Annotated in this window: 22 protein-coding genes; 12 read left to right on the top strand and 10 right to left on the bottom strand. The window is 48.0% G+C overall.

Features of this window, described 5'->3' with window-relative positions; all coding sequences use genetic code 11:
- Positions 1-96 precede the first annotated feature (96 nt).
- Together SSED_RS03145 and SSED_RS03140 are read left to right on the top strand one after the other, a co-directional pair.
- Positions 97-378 carry a hypothetical protein gene (locus SSED_RS03145; RefSeq protein ID WP_012140954.1) on the top strand — a complete coding sequence of 94 codons (282 nt, stop codon included), beginning with the start codon at positions 97-99 and terminating at the stop codon, positions 376-378.
- A gap of 450 nt (positions 379-828) precedes the next feature.
- Positions 829-1,140 (top strand): hypothetical protein, encoded by a 312-nt coding sequence (locus SSED_RS03140; protein WP_012140953.1) that lies wholly within the window; start codon positions 829-831, stop codon positions 1,138-1,140.
- A 69-nt stretch (positions 1,141-1,209) separates the two neighbouring features.
- Here SSED_RS03140 and SSED_RS03135 read toward each other — a convergent pair whose 3' ends face one another.
- On the bottom strand, positions 1,210-1,719 hold the full coding sequence (locus SSED_RS03135; RefSeq protein WP_012140952.1) for a DUF4240 domain-containing protein: 510 nt from the start codon (positions 1,717-1,719) through the stop codon (positions 1,210-1,212).
- Between the two features lie 114 nt (positions 1,720-1,833).
- On the opposite strand from SSED_RS03135, the gene SSED_RS03130 reads away from it, so the two are divergent.
- The 5 genes from SSED_RS03130 to SSED_RS24770 all read left to right on the top strand — a co-directional run bounded on the left by SSED_RS03130 (position 1,834) and on the right by SSED_RS24770 (position 5,249).
- On the top strand, positions 1,834-2,226 hold the full coding sequence (locus SSED_RS03130) for a hypothetical protein (RefSeq protein ID WP_012140951.1): 393 nt from the start codon (positions 1,834-1,836) through the stop codon (positions 2,224-2,226).
- A gap of 97 nt (positions 2,227-2,323) precedes the next feature.
- Positions 2,324-3,121: a response regulator gene (locus SSED_RS03125; protein WP_012140950.1), complete on the top strand. Its 798-nt coding sequence runs from the start codon at positions 2,324-2,326 to the stop codon at positions 3,119-3,121.
- Positions 3,122-3,380: 259 nt separating this feature from the next.
- Positions 3,381-3,653: a non-specific DNA-binding protein Hbs gene (gene hbs / locus SSED_RS03120; protein ID WP_012140949.1), complete on the top strand. Its 273-nt coding sequence runs from the start codon at positions 3,381-3,383 to the stop codon at positions 3,651-3,653.
- 277 nt (positions 3,654-3,930) lie between these two features.
- Complete coding sequence (locus tag SSED_RS03115) at positions 3,931-4,623, top strand: TorF family putative porin (RefSeq protein ID WP_012140948.1); 693 nt, start codon at positions 3,931-3,933, stop codon at positions 4,621-4,623.
- Between the two features lie 452 nt (positions 4,624-5,075).
- A complete protein-coding gene (locus SSED_RS24770) occupies positions 5,076-5,249 on the top strand; it encodes a hypothetical protein (RefSeq protein WP_012140947.1) in 174 nt (57 codons plus the stop codon).
- Positions 5,250-5,753: 504 nt separating this feature from the next.
- On the opposite strand, the gene SSED_RS03105 is transcribed toward SSED_RS24770, so the two are convergent.
- From SSED_RS03105 to SSED_RS03095, 3 genes are read right to left on the bottom strand one after another with little or no spacing between them, the layout of a single operon-like run.
- Entirely contained in the window at positions 5,754-7,319 is a 1,566-nt protein-coding gene (locus SSED_RS03105) for an FGGY-family carbohydrate kinase (protein ID WP_012140945.1), read from the bottom strand.
- Positions 7,316-8,971: a glycerol-3-phosphate dehydrogenase/oxidase gene (locus tag SSED_RS03100; protein ID WP_012140944.1), complete on the bottom strand. Its 1,656-nt coding sequence runs from the start codon at positions 8,969-8,971 to the stop codon at positions 7,316-7,318. The genes SSED_RS03105 and SSED_RS03100 overlap by 4 nt, the downstream gene beginning before the upstream one ends.
- Positions 8,968-10,644, bottom strand: coding sequence for an FAD-binding oxidoreductase (locus SSED_RS03095; protein WP_041421517.1), 1,677 nt, complete (start codon positions 10,642-10,644; stop codon positions 8,968-8,970). The genes SSED_RS03100 and SSED_RS03095 overlap by 4 nt, the downstream gene beginning before the upstream one ends.
- Before the next feature lie 95 nt (positions 10,645-10,739).
- Between SSED_RS03095 and SSED_RS03090 the strand changes: the two genes are divergently transcribed.
- Entirely contained in the window at positions 10,740-11,786 is a 1,047-nt protein-coding gene (locus SSED_RS03090; protein ID WP_012140942.1) for an AraC family transcriptional regulator, read from the top strand.
- 258 nt (positions 11,787-12,044) lie between these two features.
- On the opposite strand, the gene SSED_RS03085 is transcribed toward SSED_RS03090, so the two are convergent.
- The 5 genes from SSED_RS03085 to SSED_RS03065 all read right to left on the bottom strand — a co-directional run bounded on the left by SSED_RS03085 (position 12,045) and on the right by SSED_RS03065 (position 17,473).
- Complete coding sequence (locus SSED_RS03085; RefSeq protein WP_012140941.1) at positions 12,045-13,505, bottom strand: methyl-accepting chemotaxis protein; 1,461 nt, start codon at positions 13,503-13,505, stop codon at positions 12,045-12,047.
- A 152-nt stretch (positions 13,506-13,657) separates the two neighbouring features.
- Complete coding sequence (locus tag SSED_RS03080; RefSeq protein WP_012140940.1) at positions 13,658-14,221, bottom strand: chalcone isomerase family protein; 564 nt, start codon at positions 14,219-14,221, stop codon at positions 13,658-13,660.
- Between the two features lie 101 nt (positions 14,222-14,322).
- Positions 14,323-15,180: a hypothetical protein gene (locus SSED_RS03075; RefSeq protein ID WP_012140939.1), complete on the bottom strand. Its 858-nt coding sequence runs from the start codon at positions 15,178-15,180 to the stop codon at positions 14,323-14,325.
- A gap of 137 nt (positions 15,181-15,317) precedes the next feature.
- Positions 15,318-16,496: a DUF5692 family protein gene (locus SSED_RS03070; RefSeq protein WP_041421516.1), complete on the bottom strand. Its 1,179-nt coding sequence runs from the start codon at positions 16,494-16,496 to the stop codon at positions 15,318-15,320.
- 68 nt (positions 16,497-16,564) lie between these two features.
- Complete coding sequence (locus SSED_RS03065) at positions 16,565-17,473, bottom strand: hypothetical protein (RefSeq protein ID WP_012140937.1); 909 nt, start codon at positions 17,471-17,473, stop codon at positions 16,565-16,567.
- Between the two features lie 485 nt (positions 17,474-17,958).
- On the opposite strand from SSED_RS03065, the gene SSED_RS03060 reads away from it, so the two are divergent.
- The 3 genes from SSED_RS03060 to SSED_RS03050 are packed head-to-tail and all read left to right on the top strand — an operon-like array spanning position 17,959 to position 21,000.
- Complete coding sequence (locus tag SSED_RS03060; RefSeq protein WP_012140936.1) at positions 17,959-18,903, top strand: HlyD family secretion protein; 945 nt, start codon at positions 17,959-17,961, stop codon at positions 18,901-18,903.
- Positions 18,900-19,883: an ABC transporter ATP-binding protein gene (locus SSED_RS03055; RefSeq protein ID WP_012140935.1), complete on the top strand. Its 984-nt coding sequence runs from the start codon at positions 18,900-18,902 to the stop codon at positions 19,881-19,883. Before SSED_RS03060 ends, SSED_RS03055 begins: the two co-directional genes overlap by 4 nt.
- 1 nt (position 19,884) lies before the next feature.
- Positions 19,885-21,000, top strand: a complete 1,116-nt coding sequence (locus tag SSED_RS03050; protein ID WP_012140934.1) for an ABC transporter permease — start codon at positions 19,885-19,887, stop codon at positions 20,998-21,000.
- 250 nt (positions 21,001-21,250) lie between these two features.
- Here SSED_RS03050 and SSED_RS03045 read toward each other — a convergent pair whose 3' ends face one another.
- Positions 21,251-22,630, bottom strand: coding sequence for an alanine/glycine:cation symporter family protein (locus SSED_RS03045; protein WP_012140933.1), 1,380 nt, complete (start codon positions 22,628-22,630; stop codon positions 21,251-21,253).
- A gap of 355 nt (positions 22,631-22,985) precedes the next feature.
- On the opposite strand from SSED_RS03045, the gene SSED_RS25045 reads away from it, so the two are divergent.
- On the top strand, positions 22,986-23,117 hold the full coding sequence (locus tag SSED_RS25045) for a hypothetical protein (RefSeq protein WP_263053379.1): 132 nt from the start codon (positions 22,986-22,988) through the stop codon (positions 23,115-23,117).
- The last annotated feature ends 145 nt before the right edge of the window (positions 23,118-23,262 follow it).

Genomic DNA, 23,262 nt, shown 5'->3' with positions numbered 1-23,262 from the left:
CACTATCAATTCAGCAAATGTTCAAGTTTCCAATGTTAATATCCCGCTTCCATATTTCGGAGGGGTATCCCTCATTATGTGTATAGGAGCAACACTATGACATTTAGCATAAAAAACACCTTACTTATCAGCCTCTTTACCTTTCCGTTTGTGATGGGTGTGAATGCAAGCGAACTTATAAGTATCGACGAGAGCGCAACATCTGCCGATGAAATACTGTCTCAATATGAAGCTCTCACAGAAGATATGAGCGCAGACAGGCAGTTAGAGGCTATTGAGAATCAACTCAAAGATGAAGAACTCGACCTGTTACAGCCTATCTGTACAGAATACAGAGTCGACCTGAATACGGGTGACGAACTCTGTGTAGAGCAATAATCGATAACGCTTAAACAGATAGAGGCAATCAGGCCTCTGTTTTGTTTATAGGGCAAGCAAACAGAGGCATTAGCAAGGATAACCCGATTAGTTCCTCTTCGGTCTTCAGTACCTAAGGCATAAAAAACATAAATTCTGGAACAAGTTCAGAGTGACGACTAAGGCTCAAGCATTCAAAACTGCTCGCAAAGAACCATTCGCGGCTAAAGCCACTCCTACAGTGGATCATCTCCAGCTCCGTCAATAATTAGAACTTCAAGCCCTCAGGTATCCGGAACAAGAACTGCTCATTTTTCATTCAGCTCTGGTACATCTTTTACCGGGTAATATACGCATTAATTAATACAGACAAATTCCCTTAGGATGACACCTCTTACTCCTCTTTATTGAAAGTCCCGGAGAGAGCAAACGGTTCCTTTATGGTCACGATTTCACATTTGGAGAAAATTTATGAGCCACTCAATCACGCAAACCAAGGTCATGTTCTCAGGCAAGATCGCCTTCATCGCCGCCTTGCTAATCGCAAGCGCATTTGTCGGGCAGGCAAAAGCAGATGAGTTGACGCCCATAGAACAGGCTGCTGTGAATCACCATTTGGAGATTTTAGCCACGCAACAGAGTGAATCAGAGAGCTCTTTGATTGAGAGCCAGCTACATGATTTCGATGCGGAGTTATCGACGGCTGAGGAGCAGTTTATGGATAAAACCTGCGATGATAATGGTCTGCAATATGATAGTGATGCCGAAGTCTGTTACGAATAACGTTCGGGTAAAAACAACATCTAACAAAAAGCGAGGACATCCTCGCTTTTTTCCTATCTCACATAAGTACTAAAACGGAAACGCCGCACTCAATTGAGGGTAAGTCGCTTTAAGTTGTTTCTTCTTGGTCGAGAACTTCTTCCCCTGAGGAGTGGCCATTCCCGAAGGTACGAAAGGCAATTCCCTATCCGTCCTATCTTCAAAAAGTTGTCCGGCGATTAAGTCATATTCATCTAAAAATGGATAGGCATAGCCATCCTTTTCCGGCCATTGTATAAGCAGCCCCAGATCATCAGGATTAACAATAACTTTGTCATACCAGTCTTTACCTAATGAGATAAGAAAACAGCGGAACTCAGCAAAGGCATATTCAGAGTCACATCCGGTAATGATATAGGCAGCCCCCCATACCGACCAGGAATATGACCGACGCATCTGTTGCCCAAAGAACTTATCAAACTCAACAAGCTGCTCATCACTGAGCTGCTCAAGTTTACCCTTTAAATTCTCGGCTAAGCTGATCTGGTCTTGATCCGGGGTAGTTCTCGTTACTAGCTGCCAAAATTCTGTTTCGGTCATAAAACTCTCACTCTGTTTTCCTCCCGCTATTCTAATCTATATCAGTTAGATTTTGACTCTTAAGTCTGATTTTTTTACACTCGCCGCTATTAAGCGCTACCAAAGAGACACTCAATGAAAAAACCAACTATGGCACTCTCCATCATCATGTTGCTTTACGCCCTGCTTGCCATAGTCGCTACTTGGCGAGCCGTGAGCATTCAAGCCATAGATCTGTTTTCATTAGGCGTGATCCCCGTGCTCTTTGGCTTGGCAATGAGAACCAGTTGGGCAGGCATCGCATTTAAAGTCTATCTTTTCATTCAGACATTAGGCTTGGCAGCACTTGCCGGGACCGCCATCATCGCTTATCAGATAACACCTGACGATGTGAAAGTTGTGCTCAATAACCAAGAGATCCCGGTACCATTAATCGCCGTCTCTGGTCTGCTCCTATTGGCCTTTCAGTTTTGGGTCGCCTTTTCTAAAACGACAAAAGCCTATCTGGTCCGTAACACTGCAGAATAAAGACGAAGTGAACCGATGAGTTAGGTGGGCGATTGTTGCTAAGATGTTGTCTTTAGGGTAGTTTAGCCGCCACATACTAATAATAAGAATCGAGACTATGAGCACATTATTGCCTAGTGAACTTTCAATACTTCTTGTCGAGCCTTCCGATACTCAGAGAAAAATTATCTGTAGCAGGCTAACTCATGAAGGCATCTGCAATATTCAAACTGCAACGAGTCTAACTGAAGCCCAAACCATCATTAGTCGCCATCATCCTGATCTGGTTGCCAGTGCTATGCATTTCGAAGATGGCACAGCATTAGATCTGCTTAAACAATTAAAAGAGACCAACGAGTATAAAGACATTCAATTTATGTTGGTCTCCAGTGAATGCCGCCGTGAACAGCTAGAGGTTTATAGACAGTCTGGCGTGGTATCCATTCTTCCTAAGCCATTCTCATCCGAACACTTAGGTAAAGCGCTCAATGCCACCATCGATCTCTTAAGCCAGGATGAGCTAGATCTCAGTCACTTCGATGTACATAGCCTTAGAGTCCTGGTTGTCGATGACAGTAAGATGGCTCGAAAGATCATAAGACGAACAATTTCAAATTTAGGCCTTCAGTTGATCACCGAAGCAGTAGATGGGGCTGAAGCCATCGAAATAATGAAATTGAATATGTTTGATTTAGTGATCACAGATTACAATATGCCCAGTGTCGATGGCTTAGCCTTGACTCAATTTATTCGTAACCATAGTCAGCAATCTCATATTCCCATCCTTATGGTGTCGTCTGAGGCCAATGATGCTCATCTCAGCAATGTTTCCCAGGCAGGCGTCAATGCCCTTTGCGATAAACCCTTCGAACCTCAACTTGTTAAGCAGATCCTCTATCAGTTGCTCGATGAATGACCGCAGAATATGGATTAAAAGAGAGAGAATGCATCACTCATTCTAAAGGCAAGCAGCTGAACGACTCGACAGAATGCTTGTTCATTAGGCCAACAGATGTAAATTGATCTATTTTTAGACAAATTTTGACCTCAAAGGGCAATTCTGAGCGCTAAAGCTCTTTTAATATGACATAGCTTATGGCATGTTAGGTGCAGCAATTGCTAAGTATATAATGTGATTGGTATAATTAAATCTACGGAAAGAAGAGACTATTCAAATGAATAAGACTGAACTTGTTGCAAAAATAGCTGAGAATGCGGAACTGACTAAAGCAGAAGCTGCACGCGCACTAAAATCTTTTGAAGAGACTGTCACCGAAGCGATGAAAAATGGTGATAAGATCTCTATCGTTGGTTTTGGTTCTTTTGAAACTTCTAATCGCGCTGCACGCACTGGTCGTAACCCACAAACGGGTAAAGAGATCCAAATCCCAGCAGCGACCGTTCCAAAATTTAAAGCTGGTAAGACTCTGAAAGATAGCGTTAACTAATCACGCTTTTTCATTGTTTATGAATAAAAACCTCCAACTGGAGGTTTTTTTGTATCCGTTTTTCGAAACATCAAGCTCCCGCCAGTATTCGACAGTTATAAGTTGCACTAGTCGAGTGCATTTTCTGCTCCAATAATAACCACCAGCTATGTAATCTTGGGGTGTGAAAACGTAAACCTTTGATATTGTAAGCAATAAAATATGGCACAAGATTAGCAGTCCTTTCTCAGTCAGTAATAACAAAAATGAACTGGCTCATCAATGAAAGGGAATGAATATGAAACAAGCACTCAGAACGACCTCTATACTGGCCTCAGGCCTATTAATGACCTTTTGCGCTAATGCAAGTGTCACTGCAAATATTGGTGCCAGCTCTAACTACCTCTGGCGAGGAGTCACTCAGACTCAGGACGCTGTCGCCGTTCAAGGGGGTATCGATTATGAACACGATAGCGGTGTCTATCTGGGCACATGGGCTTCGAATGTAGATTTTGGCGATGACACAAGCTATGAAATTGATTTTTATGCTGGTTATGCAGGTTCAATTGGTGAAGACTTTGGCTACGATATTGGTTATCTCTATTATGCCTACCCCGATAGTGATGCTAGCGTAGACTTTGGCGAAATTACCGCGGCATTAAGTTGGAAGTGGTTCTCGGTAAGTTACTCTCAGATAGTCAATGCCGACAGTGATGTGGCTTCAGATCCGCTGGATGAAAAAGATCTCTCCTATATCCAGGCTGGTTTTTCATTCCCTTTCTCAGACACATTAAGCTTAGATCTCCATTACGGATATTCATCCGGTGATGTGAGCACCGCATGGTTCGATGTCGATAGCTACGCCGATTATTCTTTATCTCTAAATAAAGACACCGATATCGGAACTGTCTCATTTATGGTGAGTGATACCGATCTGGAGCAAGACGATCCTAAAGTGATTTTGGGATACAGCTATAGCTTCGACCTATAGTTTCAATCTATAACCTTTAAATGAGTTTTGACAACAAATTGATGTAAGGATCTTCCGATGTTTGAAAAACATCTTAAGGGAATGCCAGAATTTCAATTTGTGATCTCAAGTTGGATGCGCAATCACTAAAACAGCGATTGCGCATCCACAAACCATCCATAACAAACTGATATTATTTAATAATTTATTTTCATCGGTTAGGAAAAAGTCAAAAAGTTAATTTTTTCCCCTTCTGCAGATAATGTTAAATCGATCTCACTTTTCCTCACAAGAGCCTGATATCTTTCTCATCAGCGCTTACTAATGTTTCCGACTCACCCGAGTTAACGTCTTAAGCTATAGCGCTTTTTTTTGTTCTTTACATTAACTTTCCGACACCCATATCGGTGTCATTTCTTAATCGATGGCATCTATTAAAATGCCATAAGTATTTCACAAGAGAGGAGTTGGTTATGGCTCAGATTATTGACCTTGTGCCCAACGATGCAGAGATAGAAGCGATGACGGCCCCAAAAAATCAACGGGCCGCCGATGACCTAAGACACAGACGTGAAGTAAAAAAACGCTTGGAAGAGCGACTGGCAGCAGCTGCACTGCAGCGAGCCATAGGCGGAGACTTTTATTAATCTGCTTACTACGTCTTGAGTCCAGGGCTCTCCCCCTGGATTCAAGCTTATCTATACTAAGTACCCAGAATTATTTGCACCTACTTACCCTATATTGAGATCAGCGATAAGAATCACGCTATCTTTTTCTAACATGTTTAATCCACTGTATTGCATAGAGCAGCAGGTAGAGTACCGTGACAATGAGCGCAGCATACATGAATGTAGGCACAAACCAGCTCGAGGCCGTATCAAAAACAAAATTCCAATTGGTACCATTCTGATCGTGAAAGATACCACCCGGATTTTCGATCCATTCCCAGACAACAATAATTAATGTCACCAATACGGAAACGAACGCGCCAATCAGTAAACCAAAGGAGCAAAAATTATATTTCATATCTGAGAATTTCAAATCAGCACGTCCATTTATCCCTTAGATTTATCATCTGATTTTGCCAAGATAACCTAACAAGGCACAATCCCCTTACTAAAAGTCAAAACGCCCCACTCTGACGACCCGGCCTATTCAGGGTAGCCCGTTATATCCCTGATCTTAGAATACAGCGGTTGCAGCTTCTTATAGATATTGAGATAGACCTCGCCATAGAGTCGCTGATACATCTTATAATGCTCTGCATCGGGCTCGAACCGTTTCCCCTGATGCACCATGGCCTTAATTGCGCTGTCGAAATCCGGATGTAAGCCCAGTCCGACCGCAGCATCGATGGCGGCGCCCAGTCCCGAAGTTTCTACCGTGTGAGCCCTGACCGTGGTTAAGCCGAATACATCGGCGGCGATCTGCATGGCCGCATCACTCTGCGCCCCACCACCGGATACCCTAAGCTCTTTTATCTTGCAGCCACTGCGCTTTTCGATGGCTTCCAGCCCCTCTTTAAGACCGAAGGCCAGCCCCTCCAATATCGCCCGATACAGGTGAGCGCGGGTATGAATATCTCCAAAGCCTATCACGGCGCCTTTCGCTTCAGGGCCGGGTTGCTTAACACCCGGGCCCCAATAGGGCTGAAGCATTAAGCCCATGGAGCCGGGAGGTACGGTATTCACCAACTCATCGAATAGCGCTTCCGCCTCTATCCCCGCCTCATCCGCTTTTGCCTTCTCGATATGAGCAAACTGCTCCTTAAACCAGCTCACCATCCAGAAGCCTCGATACAGCATCACTTCACTACAGTAGGAACCGGCAATGGCCGACGGATAGGGGGGGAGAAAGCGCACCGCCTCAACGTAACGTTTCATGGTGACATTGATGGTTGCAGTAGTGCCGAAGCTCAGGCAGCCCACATCTGAGTGTTGACCGCCGGAGCCTAAGACCTCACATGCCTTGTCTGCTGCGGCAGCGATCACCGGCAAGCCTTCGGGGATCCCGGTCAATGCACTCGCCTGAGCCGTGATCTCACCGATCCGATCGCCGGGATCGACCAAGGGCAATAGTTGATCCTCTCTCACATTCAGCGCTCGCCACTTCCAATCCCACTTCTTTGCCCACCTGTGTTTCCTGTAATCGAATGGAAGGTAGCCCACCTGCGAGCCCGATGAGTCGACCCACTCGCCGGTCAATCTGTGGTGAAAAAAGCCCGACAGGAAGGTAAATTTATAGGTTTTATCCCATAGATCTCGCCTGGCCTGATAGAGCCAGTTAGGCTGTGCCCGGCTGCGAAACGTATTGATGGTTTCGCTAAGTCCCATCACCTTAAACAGCGGGTCCCAGATCCCTCCCAGATTTTTCTCCGGTTCGGCTTTACGCTGATCGAGCCATAATATGGCGTCATGCAATGGGTTACCTTCGCAGTCCAAGGGCAACATAGTGCCGCGCTGTGTGGTCACAGACATCCCTTTGATTCTTGTCTTATCGATCCCTTGAGCCCAGAGTGATTGGCAGGCCTGACACAACTTATCCCAGTAATACTCGCCACTTTGCTCACACCAACCAGACTGAGGTGACACATAGGGAATGAGCTTCACCTGAGATTTGGCAACCAATTGTCCCTGTAGATCGAAGATAAGTGCCCGGACACTCTGAGTGCCATTATCGATAGCCAGTAGGTAGCCGTTATCTTTTTCATTCATCATAAAGTTTCTGTACTTAGTAAGTTGTCAGTATCTGGTGAGTTAGCTGTACTTGATTGGCTGCCGGCACTTAACTGGCTGTAGGCACTTGCCGGCTTGTCTTTGTTTGGCAGAGAGTAGTATGTTGAGAAGATCAGCTCAAATCTCTGCCACTCCTGCTCAGCCATCGATTCAGACCAGTTCAGAGATTGACAACACAGAGCGAGAATTTGCTCGCGATACTTGATAATGCCACCTCCTAACAATAACCCCAAACGGGTGCGTCGAAGCAAGAGATCGTCGAGATGTACAACACTCTCGTTGAGCAGAGACCACTCTAACTCCCGCCACTGACAGCGGCTTATACCGATCTGCTGATTATTTTTCATCTCAGAAATACTTGTCGCAAAATGGCCAAAATATCCGATGAGGCGCTTATCGGCATAACCCATAACAGGCTGACTAAACTTAGCCTGTTTTATATCCTTCATCATAGCGGGAAATTGAGTCTTGATACTCTCAAGTACCTCTTCAGCCATCAGGTGAAAACCGGTCAGCTTGCCTCCGGTGACCGAGATAAGGCCGGGTTTCGACCAGATAACATGTTCACGGGACTCCTTGGAGGGGGCGGTATCGGTAGATGAACTCAATATCGGTCTGATGCCACTCCAGCAACTGATCACATCCTCCTCACCAATCTCTTTATCAGGGAAATAGTTACGGGTCAGCTGCAGCAGATAGTCCACTTCGGTTCGGGTTATTCCCGGTTCACTTTCGATCCCTTGGTCATGATCCAGATCGGTTGTGCCGATCACGGTACAGCCCTGCCATGGATAGATATAGACGGGGCGTTTATCGATAGGATGAAAGAAGGTGATGCATGCAGACACAGGGAGTCGCTCGAAAGGCAGTACCAGATGACTGCCTCTCAAGGGCCTGAGCAGCCCCTTCTCGAGTGGATGAAGCTGTGATGCCCAGCTGCCGGTCGCATTGATGACGCACTTGGCGCCTATCTTATGCTTTCCCTCATCCAATTCCAGTTCGATCCCCGAGATCCCATTCTCTGACTCGATAAGTCCGGTGACTTTGGCGTAATTAAGCGCCTGGCCCCCGGCGAGAACACCATCCTGAAGTAGACGCAGCACTAAGCGGGCATCATCGGTGACCCCATCGGCAAACAGACTCACTCCGGTTACCCCATCAAACGAGAGTTCAGTCAGCCAGGTTTGGGCCTTCTCGAGTGTGAGGGGCTTATGGTAATCACATCCCGCGAGTTTATCGTAGATTGACAGTACCCGCTTAAACAGCGCCGCCGAGGGAAAATCCCCCTGTCGGTGCAACATCATATAGGGCATCAATTCGACCAATCCGGGCAGTTCGGCAAGCAGCGCCTCCCTCTGTCTGGCCGTATCCCGCGTCATTCGCCATTGGCCAGCAGCCAAATAACGTAACCCACCATGGACCATCTTAGATGAACGACTCGATGTGCCCCATGCAAAATCCTGCTGTTCGACCAGCAGCACCTTTAACCCTTGGCTCGCAGCCAGATGAAATATCCCCGCCCCAGTGATCCCGCCACCGATCACGACAAGATCGTACTCGGAGGCTAGCTCACCAGCTTTTACAACGACGATCGCCTCACGGGCCTGGATCGACGCCTGAGTCAGGGTCTTCATTGCTCTTTCTCTGTGTGACTTTTCTCAGTGTGAACAGTCTCTACAGGTTCTGTCTGCCCCGCCTTAAACAGCTTACCCGGATTTAACTGTTTGTCCGGATCGAAGTAGTCGAAACAGGTCTGCAGGGATGCCATCACATGCTCACCTTTTTCCCTGGCTAGATACGGGGCATGATCACTGCCGACGCCATGCTGATGGCTAATGGTGCCATTATTTTCCACGATCAAGGTCGATGTCGTAGATTTTAGTTTCTGCCAGCGACGATAGGTTTCATCATAGCTATCCGCGACAGGAAAGAGGTATGTGGTATAGATACTGGCACCATCACCATAGAGATGAGACAGATGCGAGAATACATGTACCTTGGAATCAAACTCAGTTAACCCATCTCGCAGACTGTGCTCTATCTTTTGCGTCATTGATTCGATATTCGACCAGTTTGTCGCCGTCTCTAAAGTATCGATCGCATAGCCCATCTGCCACAGCGTTTCTCTCAGGTAGGGGAAGGTAAATCGTTTATGGGCCCACTTCTTGCCCAGGCGCTGCCCGGTATTAACCCCTTTGAAGCGACGTAAAACCTGCTTGAGTCGCTTATAGCTTTGCCTGTTGGCATCCAGGTCTCCCGTGACGCCATAGACCAGCATACATTTCCCTTCACCTACTCCCTTGAGTGAAAGCAGACGATTCAACCAGCTGCGCTGAGTCTCTGTCGCCGAAAGAAATAGCTGGGTATGGGTCTCTTCACTGTTGCTGACCCGCAGCATAGAGAGGGGAAGCTTTTGCTGAATGATCTCCCTGGCGCAGTCGATCCCACTCTGCCAGTCAGGCATGAAGGCGACACCAAAAAATTCCTCTTCGGCGACACGGGTGACCCTCACCTTAGCCTGAGTCAAGATCCCCAAGTGCCCTTCCGATCCCAGTACCAACTGGCGCCAGTCCGGTCCCGCCGATGATGCAGGCAAGGTTGGGATATCCACCGTGCCATTAAAGGTTTCTATCTCTCCACCTGCAAACAGGTTTTCGATACGACCATAACCCAATGATTGCTGTCCACTGGAGCGCGTTACCACCCAGCCGCCCAATGTAGAGAGCTCGAAAGATTGAGGAAAATGGCCCAGAGTATAGCCATGTGCCTGAAGTTGAGCCTCGAGGAAAGGCCCCTTTACCCCGGCGCCGAAGGTGGCAATCTGATCGACCCTGTCCAGCTCGAGGAGCCGATTCATCTTAGTCAGAGAGACGGTGATAACGGGTTTATCTGACGGACATGGCGTAATATGGCCCACTACAGATGTGCCACCCCCATAGGGAATAAGCTGCCAGCCATTCGCTTTAGCCTCCGCCATCAAGATGCGAATATCTTCACCGGATACAGGAAACGCGACGGCATCGGGAAAGACGCCAAACTCGCCACTCTTCATTGCCAGCCAATCGGGTAGGCTCTGCCCCCGGGCGTGGCGTAGCCTGATCTCTGCGTCGGTCGAATATAGCTCGCTATCGGCAAGTCTGGAATCGGGAACCTTGGCAATCACCCGCGCCAGTGTCGATACTCCCAATGGCTTGGCCTGGCCCAGTTTTTCACAGATAAAAGCTGCACCATCTTGTGAAAGCTCCATCCGTTTCTCTCTGGCGCCCCAACCATTCCAGTTTCGATTATCTTGCTGTGATCTGTTCATATTTCGCCGTTCCGGTTGCATCTACATTAGTTTATCCTACAATGTCACCAGGGTTTGTCAGTGACAAATATGGACAAATGTGAATGGATTGTATAATGAAGAGACAAGCAAACCGCTCGCTGGGTACGACTTCTATTCCGCCGGTGCAGCAATTTTTGCAGGCGGGCAGACACTGTAAGATTGACGTTTCTTCCGCATTAGAGCACGCCGACATTGCACTGTCTGAACTCTACAAGATCGATGGCAGGCTCAGTGGAGAGCAATTCCAGCGTCTGCTCCACTATCTTATCGACCAGTCTAAACATCCCCTATTTGGTCTCTACAGCGCCCGATTTATTCAGCCTGATCGCTTCTATATCTTAGGCCAGATAGGTCTTAACTCGACGGATCTGTCTCAGGCTCTGAAGGAAGCCATGCCATTAGAGAAGTTGGTCGGAGACATGGGGGTCACCGAAATAAGGGAGCATAGCGAAGGCATCAGGATGATCTGGCACTGCCAGTATAGCCATCCGCTTGTGATCTCCCACCTTATCGATAATGTGCTGGCCTCCTGGGTCAACTTCGCCCGCTTCCTACTCGAAGACAATCAGGCAACGCCACGAGCTATCCAACTTCAAAGAGATAAGCCCTCCCAAGCCGAAGTAAAACAATATGAACAGCTCTTCGGCTGCCCAGTGCACTTCGCTCAGAGTGATAACGCCATAGTCATAGACAAGACGCTACTGGGGCGTCGACTTCCCGGTGGAAACCTGAAGCGACTGAGTCAATTAACGATCAGCGCCAACTTGAGATTGAATAATATCGGTGATGCCGACGATCTGGAGTTAAAAACCGCCAGGGTGATCCGTCAACTCCTGCCACAGGGTAAAATTCAGCGGGAACAAGTTAGCGGCCATCTTCATATGGCTGGTCGGAGTCTGCAAAGACACTTAATTAAACAGGGCAGCAGTTATCAGGCGTTACTGGATCAGATCCGCCATGAGATGGCAGATTACTGGCTCACCTGCAGCGAGTTATCAATGGATGAGATAGCACTGCAGTTGGGCTTCAGCGATGCAAGAGTATTTTTTCGCGCCTACAAAACCTGGACCGGACACACGCCGGGAGTAACTCGGACCAATGCATCGGACGCAGCAAGTTAAATCAGTATTGTCTATCTGATTATCATCCCGGCTCGAGGAATCGAGGAATCGAGGAATCGAGGAATCGAGGAATCGAGGAATCGAGGAATCGAGGAATCGAGGAATCGAGGAATCGAGGAATCGAGGAATCGAGGAATCGAGGAATCGAGGAATCGAGGAACGAGATATCCGGTATCCTTAGCCACTAGCAAGCCTTAGATTCCGTATAAATTCGTCCTCTCTCCTAATGAATTGATGTTTTTACTGGTTAAGCAGCGTCTATGCAGCACTCTTTGATAACATGGCGAGCCTGAGATCCTCGGCAAGGGCCTTTAGAGTATCGACCTGTTGCGTCAGCTGTTTGCCTTGTGTCGCTACCGACTCAGATACCTGATTGGTCTGCACCACACTGTTTGCCACCTCGGCGCTGGCCGAGTTTAACTCCTGCACCGCCTGAACCTGATGCACCATGGTATCGGCCAACTGATTGACATCTGTGACGGTCTCGCTGACCTGTTCGATAATGCCGGACAGCTCATTGGCCGTCGCTTGTATCACCACCTGACCATGGTTGACCTCCTGTTTACTGAGATCCAGCAGGGCCCTTATTTCCACTGCCGAGGCATTACTCTTTGCCGACAGTTCACGAACCTGTTCGGCGACGACCGCAAACCCTCGACCGTGCTCCCCGGCCCTGGCGGCTTCGATCGCCGCATTCAGGGCCAGCAGGTTAGTCTGATCCGCCACAGAAGTGATCAAGCCCGCTACCGACATGATTTTTTCATTACTGATTAAAATTTTATCGATCGCATCCGTTGAAGCCGCCAAGGATTCGGCACTGCTCTGTGCTTGTCTGTTAATCACCTCGCTGCGCTCTCTCATCTCAGTCACGAAGCGCTCAGATTGCTCCATATCCGATGTCATCCTCAGAAGCTGCTGGCTCATCTGTTCGGCCGCACTCGCCTGGGATTCACAATTTTGATTGAGATTGTTGACCTGTTGATGCAGATCTAAAGACTGACTCTCGAGCTCATTGGCCACCAAAGAGAGTTGACCTGCATTATCACCCGCCTTGTCTAATACTTCAGATAGTTGCAACTCTCCCTGCTGTGCCTTTTCTGCCGTGGCTAAGGTATCAAACTGAGCCCTCTCTGCGGCGTTCATCGCCTTGTTGCGCTGCTTAGCGGTAAAGCCCTGAGCGACCACGATCACCAGCAGTGGCATTATCAAACCCGACCAGGTCTCGGTTGCCAGCGCCGAGGGTGAAAGCTCCATCTGTGGCATAGCTACGCCGTTCAGTGCATTCGCCACCATCCTGGATGAGAAGAGAATTACACCAAGACTCCAGAGCGTTGCCATCAAGAGATTAGCGGTGAGGAAGAAGGAGATGATTAACACCGGAATCCACAGGGTCTGAGTCGAACTCAATACCCCTCCACCCTGATAGATCATATTCAGCGCATGCACGACCATGCCAAAAAATCCGACGTTGAGGGCCAACACCGGCATACGGCCAAAACGCACTATCGCCCCGGCTAACAGCTCGGCGCCGATAAGAAGAAATGAGGTATAAATAAGGAGAGTGTGATCGTGTTGCAGCCATTTGAAGAGGCTATAAAGACCGGTAAAAAGAGAGAGCAAGGTAAAGAACATCAAGGTATCGACGAAGCGTAACTGCTCCGGTCGCCATTGATGGGATTCAGGCATAAACATCGCCCGCCAGATTGCCAGTGGCGTCATATCACCATCTCCTGCTGATGTTGTCCCGTGAGGAGCACAAACAAACGTTCACATAAGAGACTTTCATGGCCGATGAGCAGCTGGGGGACACAGAAACTCCCCACCGCCATGAAACACCTTTTCAACCTTGAATAAGGTGGTCTCTCAATAACTTAGCCTTCAAGCATATCCTCTTTCAGGCCTTTATCTGTCGGGTTCTTACCTAACCAGATGGCCATCACGGCCTTACGGAAGGTTTCACCACGAGTTACAGACAACTGCTTGCCATTTTTATAGCTGATGACCCCTTCACCGGGAACACTCAGCAGGGTAAATTGATCTCCCTCCTGAATAGGCTCTTCAAATGTTGCGATAAACTCCTTGATGCTATCCGCAATAGAAGCAGAATCACCATCGGTCGCACGATCGAAGCCTTCATTCATGGCATCGGTCATCTTCTCAGATGTGATCATACCCGAAGTAATATTCAGACGAATTGCCGCAGGCTGATCACTATCGATAACCTTCGAGGCCTGATCGACCTGACCTACGGTGAACAAAGATCCCACATAGAGGTCGATAAAAAACTTACTGCGAACGCCTGCGCCGTTAAAGCTAAGCACCTTATCCTGCAAGGTGATGCTGTCGGGTAGGTTTACGCCGGAGATCTCGCTGCCAGCGACTGCGTTGCCACAGGCAAATAGCATAGTACCGAGTACGAGTGCACGTTTAATCATGTAAGACTCCTGATAAAGTATTAATAATTAACAATAGATAAAACTGCCAATACATAGATGCAGGCAATGCATCGGCAGTATCAAAACTGATAGATGAGTAATTAGAACGCGTGGTTATACTCAATCCAGTAGCTATCATCGGTGCTATCGCTGTTATCAGTCTTATAGTTAACACGTACGTTTTGACGCTTGTTCATCTGGTAGGCCACCGAGATCTCAGCGGAGAAGCTCGCCATCTGTAGTCCGCCATCCATGATGTCATCGCTCCAGGATTTACCTTGTATCTCCTCTGTATATGAAGTGCTTAGCAGTGCCCAAAAGTTATCGTTGAAGGCATAACGCGCATAGACCATACCGGTCAGAATCAATGAAGGAACGTCGATGCCACTACTCGATACTACGGTGCTTCCCGCCATGTCAGGTGGAAGAATTTGTGACATATTATCTTCAATAACAACACCACCTGCATACAAGATAGGCCAGATATAGAAGTTATCGGTTACTGGAATCGTCATTACCGGACCGGCTTGAACGACGGCCATGCTGCCGTAGAAAGGATGGTCAGCCAGAATCGCGTCGATAGACCAGCCAGTACCATTAGTAGTATTGATGGTGCCGTAACGAAGACGGTATGAACGCTTGCTGGTTTCATCGTTAAAGGTTGGCACCATGCCGTAGTCAGGATGCTGCACCATGCCGGTAAACTGTGGAGACTTATCCCCTTCGTTTAGGATGTTTTTGGCTTCGAAAATGATGCCTGTCTTCTGACCTGTATCTCCTGTCTTTTCAGACAGCATCAACTGCCCCTTGAGGTTGGCACCTTCACTACCGTATGAAGCACCGATAGAAGTGTATACGTCGGTTGGGTTCGACATATCGATATCGGCGTCATCGGCCGCATAGGTTAAACCTGATGTCATTGAAGCAAGAATAGCAATGCTAAGAATACGCTTTTTCATAGTAACTCCATCATATTTATAATATTTTTAATAAATTATTTTAAAAAACTGTGTATCGTCCAAACGGGTTTACTCTGAGGGTCTCCCCTCTGTGCGCCATCGGTTGGTCTACCGACAGCACTGGCTATGGTTAATCTTTATGCGCTGGCTACCGCCTGACGCTGTCTGAATTTCTTACTGAAGAAGACGTAGGCATAGATGCCGTTGATGATGAAACTGGCTGCACCGGCCGCCAACATCAGCTCATCGTTACGTGGCATAGGCACTACGTTGCTCTCGTACATAAACGGACAACTGAAGTAGTACATGAATGAACCCGCTAAGGTGAATGCACGCGCCTGTAGCCAGGTTCCTTTCTTAATAAAGAGTGAAGGTAGGGTCGCCGCGATCAATACCATCATCTGAGCGGTAGCTGAGCCCGGGAAGTTCAGGTAGACAAATACGATGTTCCAGACGTCATAGGCGATAATCCAGAAGGTGGTCATCGCAGGCCAGATCATATCTTGCTGCTTACTCTTATCGGCATGGATCATTGCCCAGCCTGCCAGAGTGATAATTGAGAGCACACCACCGATAGCGTTAAGAACGTTAGCTAGGTTGCCCATGCTAAAGTCTTGCATTACCGCTTCTGAGATGTTGATTGCAAGGAAGGCTCCGGCACCAAACTTGGCCCACTTCATATCTCCAACCTTGGTAAAACGGATCAGCGTAAACAGTGCCGCCGCGCCGACAACCGAGTAGAGCTTGACCCATTTGAACCAGTAAGTGATCTCATAGCTTGACCACAGTGGAATCAATACAATCGGCAGAGCGAACCATAAGACATAGTTACTCCACTTGAGGCGGCGACAAAGCTCGTTCAGTGCCATCAAACCGATAAGTACAAACAGGACGTGTGCAAATGCACGATACTTGTACCACTTATGAATATTGAAGCCGTCACCGTCGAGGGAGAAACGTATCTCCTCACTATCGACAAACGCCAAGGATGCGCCATCGAAGTCGGTGATTTCATCACCGTTGAGACTCTCAATTAATACCGAGTCACCATTGAGGCTCCACTTCTGAGTCTCTGTCTTGTTAAAGCCACCCGACTGCTTGGTAACCTCAACATTATTATCTGCGTTAAACTCCAATCGATAAAACAGGCTACCTTCGCCGGGTTTACCATCACGGGTACCTTGCCATACCTCGCCCTGAAGCTTTTCGACTCCACCATCTTGGCTCTGTGCAGGTTCGGCCATTGCAACTGACCCCCAACACATCATCAATAACGCCAACATCGCGGTATAGATACTTCTCGCCCTGAGTTTCATATCAACTACTCTCTTTATGAATTTGGTATCGGATACCTACCCATTAGGTATCCGATGTGACCTTTCGATCAGGCTGTAGTTAGCTTGCTCTCGTCATTCACCTTAGTGTCTGAATAATCTGAGATGAGCGGTGGTGGAGACTTCTCTCCAAATGGAGGTTCGTTGGTTTCACTCTTGTTCTTAGTCTTGAAGTACCAGATAACGAACGGAATATGCATAGCCAGGTTAATCGCCCCCCAGTAGTAGACCACGCTATCGCTGGCCCAACTCGAAGAGTCCATAACCGGAGTGAAGATGTCGCCGTTTGCCCGAACAAGAATGTGGAATGCCAGAGTGTAAACTCGAGCTATGATATAAAGCTCTGGGCGTCCCTTGATGATTGGGTACAACTCGGCAGCCATCAAGATACAGAATGAGCTGGCGAAGAAGCCTGGGTTTTCACCGAATACGAATGCCAGGTTCCATGTGGTATAGAGGAAGTTCCATGCCGCAGTTGAATAGAACAGCAGGTCATTTGGCTTATCACGGCCTATCACCCAGTACAGACGCTTACCATTCTTATAACGTGGGAACGGAATAGTGATACATAAGATGACACCACAGATAGCGTTGAAGTAGTTGGCGGTGGCGAAATCTTTAGCCGTCGCTTCAGCAATATTGAGGAAAAGTACCATGTAGAGCACTTTCAACACCCAGTCACCGCGGAAAAACGCGAGGAATTTGTTTGGGTTATCATGGTATAGCCAGGCAATTCTGGCACCACCTACGACAATAGCTGTGGGGATAAGAACGCTGACCGTCTTAACCCAACGGAACCATCCATCAAGGTTGTCTGCCCATAGAGGCGCAGTTAAAAGGGACAGCAGCCAAAATGCGGCTGTCATTCTTGGTGCACGGCGCATGCCTTCCACCAAAACGAGCAAAAACACAATATATCCAGTCATCGAAACGACATATTGCCAGACAGGAATGTCCATAATGCCTCCAGGTACGAGTTATCTATCGATTCAGAACGTTTACCCTTCAGCAGCGCAAACATTCAATTAAAATATTTTTTAAACAAGCTCTTAAACCACGTTAGAGCTAAAACTCCAACTTAGAGCATTTACTCTAAATTAGAGTCTTTACTCTAAATCCGAAGATGCAAGATTGTTTTGATCTAGATCATTTAAATGTTGCGTTTCAGTTATTCACCAGTGTTATTTCGGACGTATATGTGATGAAGATATCAAGATTCAGTAAATCGCATTCTGGCGAGAAAAAAGACAACTAAGTGGTACGAGTGTTGCAATTACAAGCTGGCGGGTTATTAAAGTTTGCGTAAGGTTACTTTTAACATCACTGAATTAGACTATTACAATAGGTGACAAAAGCAATAAAACACCGAGCTAAACACTTGATGCAGTTAGCATTACCTGTCATAAATAGATCTGTCGGGATAAAACATTAAGGACATTTAGAGATGAGGCCTTTTTTATCGATAATCTTTATCTTAAGCCTAGCCGCTTGTCAGGGAGATGTTACAAACCAAGCGCTAGGAACGTTAGAACGTGACCGGGTATTACTCAGGGCGACGGCAAGTGAGATCATCACCGACCTGCCCATAGCCGAAGGAAGCATGGTCAAAAAGGGCGAATTACTGTTACAGTTTGATAACAATAAACAGCTGGCGACTGTAGCGATGGCCAATGCTGAAGTCCAAAAATCACAAGCCTACCTGTTAAGATTAACCAATGGTGAACGACCCGAAGATATTGCCAGCGCTCAGGCAAATGTAGCCCGAACCCAAGCCGCCCTGATAGAGGCCAAACAATCCTATAAAAGAACATCCAGCTTATTGAAGCAAAATCTTGCCAGCCAGGCAGCACAAGACAGAGCGAGAGCGAACCGAGATCAAAGCCAGGCCGAATTTAACGCAGCCAATGAAAACTTAAGCAAGTTGATCGCGGGAGTCAGAGAGGAAGATATCAACCAGGCTAAGGCGGCGCTCGATGCTGCAAAGGCCTACCTGTCGCTGGAAAAGAAGACCTTAGACGATCTCAGCGTGATCGCCACCAGAGATGGAAATCTCGATAGCCTGCCTTTCAATCTCGGAGAGCGCGTCCCACCCAACGCCGTGATTGTGGCGATCCAAGCCGATAATGCCCCCTATGCCAGGGTCTATATTCCTGAGACTCATGTTGCCAAACTGACAATAGGTCAGACACTTACAGTCCATGTCGATGGCGTCGAACAGGTATTTCAAGGCAAGCTGCGTTGGCTGAGTACCCAGCCAGCTTTTACTCCTTACTATGCGCTGAACCAGGAGGACAGAGCCCGACTGGTCTTTCTGGCCGAGATAGATCTGGGCAGCGACGCAGACAGACTGCCCACAGGGATCCCCTCCCAAGTGGACCTGCCATTATGAACAACAAAGGCTCCTCGAATGAATTAGCCATCGACGCCAGGGGACTCACTAAACATTTCGGCTCGTTAGCGGCAGTCTCCGACATGAACCTTAGCGTCGAGAAGGGGCATATCTATGGATTTCTGGGCCCAAACGGCTGTGGAAAATCCACCAGTATCCGCATGCTGACCGGACTACTCACTCCCACGGCGGGAAGTATTGAGGTGCTGGGTATGTCTATCCCTAAACAGGCCGAGGCCCTAAGACTGCGTATCGGATATATGACGCAGAAATTTTCTCTCTATGACGACCTGACCGTCAAAGAGAACCTAGAGTTTATCGCTCAAATCTATTGCTTAACCCCCAATGAGAGTAAACGAAAAATAGGCGAACTGCTCAGCACCTATAAACTGATAAAGCAGGCGAAACAGTATGCCGGAACCCTTAGCGGTGGTCAGAAGCAGCGTCTCTCCCTCGCCTGTTCATGCCTTAACGATCCCGAACTCCTCTTTCTCGATGAGCCCACATCGGCAGTGGATCCTCAAAACAGACGAGACTTTTGGGAGCAGCTGTTCGACCTCTCTGAGAGTGGCACCAGTATTCTGGTCACCACCCACTACATGGATGAAGCCGAGCGATGCCATGGGCTCGCCATCATGGAGCAAGGGTATATTCGCGCCGATGGCAGCCCCAACGAGCTGATGCGGCAGATGGGCGCCCATGTTATCGAAGTCTCACACCCTAACCTGAGACAGCTCAAATCGGAGCTGATGCTCAATAGAGAGATCAAATCGGCGGCCCAACTGGGAGCGCGCTTAAGGGTCTTGGTAGACAACAAGATCTCAGATCCTCTGGGCTGGCTCAGACAGATCCGGCCCGAACTGGCCCTGAACGAAATAAGAGAGGTTCCGCCAAATCTGGAAGATGTATTTGTCACCGTCACAGGTCAGGACAGAGACAGAGATAGCACCCGTGAGCCTCAAACGTCGGAGGCTAATTGATATGTTTTTAGCTAACAGCCTGCTTAACAGTTTGCGAAGAATAAAGGCCATTACGACCAAAGAGATTAGACAACTGATGAGAGACAGGATCACCTTCGGTATGGTGGTGATGATCCCTCTCATTCAACTGCTTCTCTTTGGCTATGCGATCAACACAGATGTCAGAAATGTGCCTGTCGCGATCGTCGATCAGAGTAACTCGGCGCTCGGACGTTGGATAGTCGAGGCCATTAAGGTCACACAGGTTGTCTCCATAGAGAGCCATTATACAACCGCCAGAGAAGCGGAAGATGCCATTACCCGCGGAGAGATACGTGCCGCCCTCATTCTTCCACCAAACCTGACCGAGAAGTTAGCCAATAAGGAGACCTTAGGCCAATGGCTGGTCGATGGCTCAGATACCATGATCGCCGGTGCGATTAAACAGCTGCGCCATATGCCACTGGATCAGATAACGGGCATAAAAACAGAGGTCCCGCCGACATTCGAGGTCGCCCTCTTCTACAATCCCGAGCAACGCTCTGCCGTCAATATTGTACCGGGATTGATCGCGGTGATCTTGACCATGACCATGATTCTGTTCACCTCGGCGGCCATCGTCAGAGAGCGAGAGAGAGGAAACCTGGAGCTATTGATCACTACCCCTATCAAGCCATTAGAGCTAATGCTGGGCAAGATATTTCCCTATATCATTGTCGGCCTTATTCAGATGACGATCATTCTGGGACTGGGTAATATCATCTTCGATGTCCCCCTCAATGGCGATATCGCTCAACTGCTTATGGGCACCCTGCTGTTTATCGCCGCAAGCCTCACCTTAGGCCTTATCATCTCGACCATAGCCAAGTCACAACTTCAGGCGATGCAGATGACCATCTTCATCATACTGCCAACCATACTCCTATCGGGCTTTATGTTCCCCTTCGAGGCCATGCCCAAACCGGCTCAATGGATCGCCGAAATACTGCCCGCGACCCACTTTATGCGGATCATCCGCGCCGTAGTGCTTAGAGGAGGCGAGATAAGTGATATGCGCTTCGATGCGCTCTGGCTTGTCGGTTTCACGGTTATAGGCATCATCATCGCCTCGATGAGGTTCAATAAACGCCTCGATTAAAATTCCCTTACACCATGGACTTAACTTTGACGTGAGGTAATACAATTTTGGGTATGTGTATGGGGGGATAACAGCTGAGATGTGAACTTTGAAGTGGGGAATTTTATGAATATAGCTTCGCTATCTACTTCTATTTTCAATAAATATATGTTCAGAATTAATAGCAAACGATGGAACAGATTGATGCTTGGACAATAACAATCAATCTGCTCATGTATAGTTACCTTGCGCAGTAAACCTTAGGCTAAAATCACGAAGCGATTTTAGCCTGGGCTTCATCTTCACGCTTCTTGATAAAATACTCGCGGGTCAGACTAAATACCACAGGGCTTAGCAATGCCAAAGCGATAAGGTTAGGAATGGCCATCATAGCGTTCAGGGTATCGGCTAGTAACCAGATAAAGTCCAGCGAACTCACGGCGCCCAGAGGCACCACCAATATCCAGAGTACCCTGAAAGGCTTAACGGCTTTAACACCGAACAGATACTGCACACACTTTTCGCTGTAAACACTCCAACCCAATATAGTAGTGAAAGCAAAGACAGACAGAGCTACAGCAACGATGTAATTTCCCATCGGTATCGCCGTCGAGAAGGCAAGCGAAGTCAATGCAGCGCCATTCTCACCGGATGTCCAGGCACCCGATACAATAATTGCCAGACCGGTAATACTACAGACAATCAAGGTATCGATAAAAGTGCCCAACATGGCGACTAAGCCCTGAGCCACAGGATTATTGGTCTGCGCAGAGGCGTGAGCAATTGGCGCACTACCCAGGCCCGCTTCGTTTGAAAACACACCACGCGCCACACCGAAGCGGATCGCCGCCCAAACCGCCGCACCGGCAAAACCACCCTGCGCGGCAACCGGGTTAAATGCGCTATGAACAATCATAACGATCGCATCGGGAATCGCAGCGGCATTAACGGCCAACACAGCCAGACCGGCAGCGATATAAAACAGTGTCATCAAGGGAACCAGCTTACCAGCCACATCGGCGATACGCTTGATACCGCCCATAAGCACGGCGCCCACCAGCATCATAAGAACGACCCCCGTCGCCCAAGTCGGTACACCGAAGTTACTGCTCAGCGCATCGGCAACCGAGTTTGACTGCACCGTATTACCGATACCGAAACCGGCAAAGGAGCCAAATAGCGCGAAAGCAGTGCCCAGCCAGGCCCACTTACTACCGAGGCCGTTCTTGATGTAATACATGGGACCACCAATATGGTCACCATTATCATCGACTTCACGGTACTTCACCGCTAATACCGCCTCGGCAAACTTGGTTGCCATGCCGACCAGCGCCGTACACCACATCCAAAACAGCGCGCCCGGTCCACCGATAAAGATGGCGGTAGCCACACCCGCGATATTACCCGTACCGATAGTGGCTGAGAGGGAGGTCATTAAGGCGTTAAAGGGGCTGATCTCCCCCTCCATGGTCTTATCTTTATCGGGGATCCTACCCGACCAGAGCAGTTTAAAGCCGGTTCCCAGCTTCAGGATTGGCATCAACTTCAAGCCAACCGAGAGGAACAGACCCACACCCAAGATCATGACCAGCATGGGGGTACCCCAAACGAAGCCATTGATCATACTTACAAATTCAGTAATTCCTTCCATTCAAACCTCGTCGACGCTTTATCATTATTGTTATATTCATTCCGTGATCTAATGCCCGGAATTTGTTGATTGCATCTCAGAGTACAACGAAAAGTGTACAAAATGAAAGCAAGAGTAAGGTTCTGCCATTTTTTGTAGTAAATAGTTATGGTTGATAGTTGTCATTAGTGGCTGATTGGTAGGGATAATTGAAAGTCTCGCCTTCATGACTACCTATAGCCTGCGGCTTGTGCCATGCAGAGATGCATAAATGTCGTGGTGGCAGGATGCCAATAAACGATCTGGATGTGCAAACACGTCTGCGACACGGTGAATAGAAACCTTAGGTTTCTGAGTATATGAACAAGAGGCATGGATGCCGAGCTGGCTGTTAGATATGGATATCGTTGTGAAGCCCTCCATGGCCGCTCTGCGGTTTCAAACAACCTCCCTGTTTAACAGCCAGTTCGATATCCCTATCTCTCGCTCGAAAAGTTTCACCCTGTAAAACCTCACCATGAAACCGAAGGTCTCAGCCATGTTTACACTAGGGGAATTATCTCTTCGATTGGAGTTTATGCGTAACGGTTAGCTAAATTTTGAAGAAGTGAAGTTAAGTCTAATGCTTTAGCTTAAGAGGATTGAATTGGAGA

Origin of the sequence: Shewanella sediminis HAW-EB3, from assembly GCF_000018025.1 — a bacterium.
Taxonomy (GTDB): Bacteria; Pseudomonadota; Gammaproteobacteria; order Enterobacterales; family Shewanellaceae; genus Shewanella; species Shewanella sediminis.
This window is presented reverse-complemented; position numbering and strand designations above follow the sequence as displayed.

Excerpts from the sequence above, each read along its gene's own strand:
- SSED_RS03145 (WP_012140954.1), top strand. The coding sequence starts at position 97 with ATGACATTTAGCATAAAAAACACCTTACTTATCAGCCTCTTTACCTTT.
- SSED_RS25045 (WP_263053379.1), top strand. The coding sequence starts at position 22,986 with ATGCCGAGCTGGCTGTTAGATATGGATATCGTTGTGAAGCCCTCCATG.
- SSED_RS03100 (WP_012140944.1), bottom strand. The coding sequence starts at position 8,971 with ATGAAGACCCTGACTCAGGCGTCGATCCAGGCCCGTGAGGCGATCGTC.
- SSED_RS03085 (WP_012140941.1), bottom strand. The coding sequence starts at position 13,505 with ATGACGCCACTGGCAATCTGGCGGGCGATGTTTATGCCTGAATCCCAT.
- SSED_RS03095 (WP_041421517.1), bottom strand. The coding sequence starts at position 10,644 with ATGAACAGATCACAGCAAGATAATCGAAACTGGAATGGTTGGGGCGCC.
- SSED_RS03045 (WP_012140933.1), bottom strand. The coding sequence starts at position 22,630 with ATGGAAGGAATTACTGAATTTGTAAGTATGATCAATGGCTTCGTTTGG.
- SSED_RS03070 (WP_041421516.1), bottom strand. The coding sequence starts at position 16,496 with ATGAAACTCAGGGCGAGAAGTATCTATACCGCGATGTTGGCGTTATTG.
- SSED_RS03125 (WP_012140950.1), top strand. The coding sequence starts at position 2,324 with ATGAGCACATTATTGCCTAGTGAACTTTCAATACTTCTTGTCGAGCCT.
- SSED_RS03105 (WP_012140945.1), bottom strand. The coding sequence starts at position 7,319 with ATGATGAATGAAAAAGATAACGGCTACCTACTGGCTATCGATAATGGC.
- SSED_RS03090 (WP_012140942.1), top strand. The coding sequence starts at position 10,740 with ATGAAGAGACAAGCAAACCGCTCGCTGGGTACGACTTCTATTCCGCCG.
- SSED_RS03065 (WP_012140937.1), bottom strand. The coding sequence starts at position 17,473 with ATGGACATTCCTGTCTGGCAATATGTCGTTTCGATGACTGGATATATT.
- SSED_RS03130 (WP_012140951.1), top strand. The coding sequence starts at position 1,834 with ATGAAAAAACCAACTATGGCACTCTCCATCATCATGTTGCTTTACGCC.
- SSED_RS03060 (WP_012140936.1), top strand. The coding sequence starts at position 17,959 with ATGAGGCCTTTTTTATCGATAATCTTTATCTTAAGCCTAGCCGCTTGT.
- SSED_RS03075 (WP_012140939.1), bottom strand. The coding sequence starts at position 15,180 with ATGAAAAAGCGTATTCTTAGCATTGCTATTCTTGCTTCAATGACATCA.
- hbs (WP_012140949.1), top strand. The coding sequence starts at position 3,381 with ATGAATAAGACTGAACTTGTTGCAAAAATAGCTGAGAATGCGGAACTG.
- SSED_RS03050 (WP_012140934.1), top strand. The coding sequence starts at position 19,885 with ATGTTTTTAGCTAACAGCCTGCTTAACAGTTTGCGAAGAATAAAGGCC.
- SSED_RS03115 (WP_012140948.1), top strand. The coding sequence starts at position 3,931 with ATGAAACAAGCACTCAGAACGACCTCTATACTGGCCTCAGGCCTATTA.
- SSED_RS03055 (WP_012140935.1), top strand. The coding sequence starts at position 18,900 with ATGAACAACAAAGGCTCCTCGAATGAATTAGCCATCGACGCCAGGGGA.
- SSED_RS03135 (WP_012140952.1), bottom strand. The coding sequence starts at position 1,719 with ATGACCGAAACAGAATTTTGGCAGCTAGTAACGAGAACTACCCCGGAT.
- SSED_RS24770 (WP_012140947.1), top strand. The coding sequence starts at position 5,076 with ATGGCTCAGATTATTGACCTTGTGCCCAACGATGCAGAGATAGAAGCG.
- SSED_RS03140 (WP_012140953.1), top strand. The coding sequence starts at position 829 with ATGAGCCACTCAATCACGCAAACCAAGGTCATGTTCTCAGGCAAGATC.
- SSED_RS03080 (WP_012140940.1), bottom strand. The coding sequence starts at position 14,221 with ATGATTAAACGTGCACTCGTACTCGGTACTATGCTATTTGCCTGTGGC.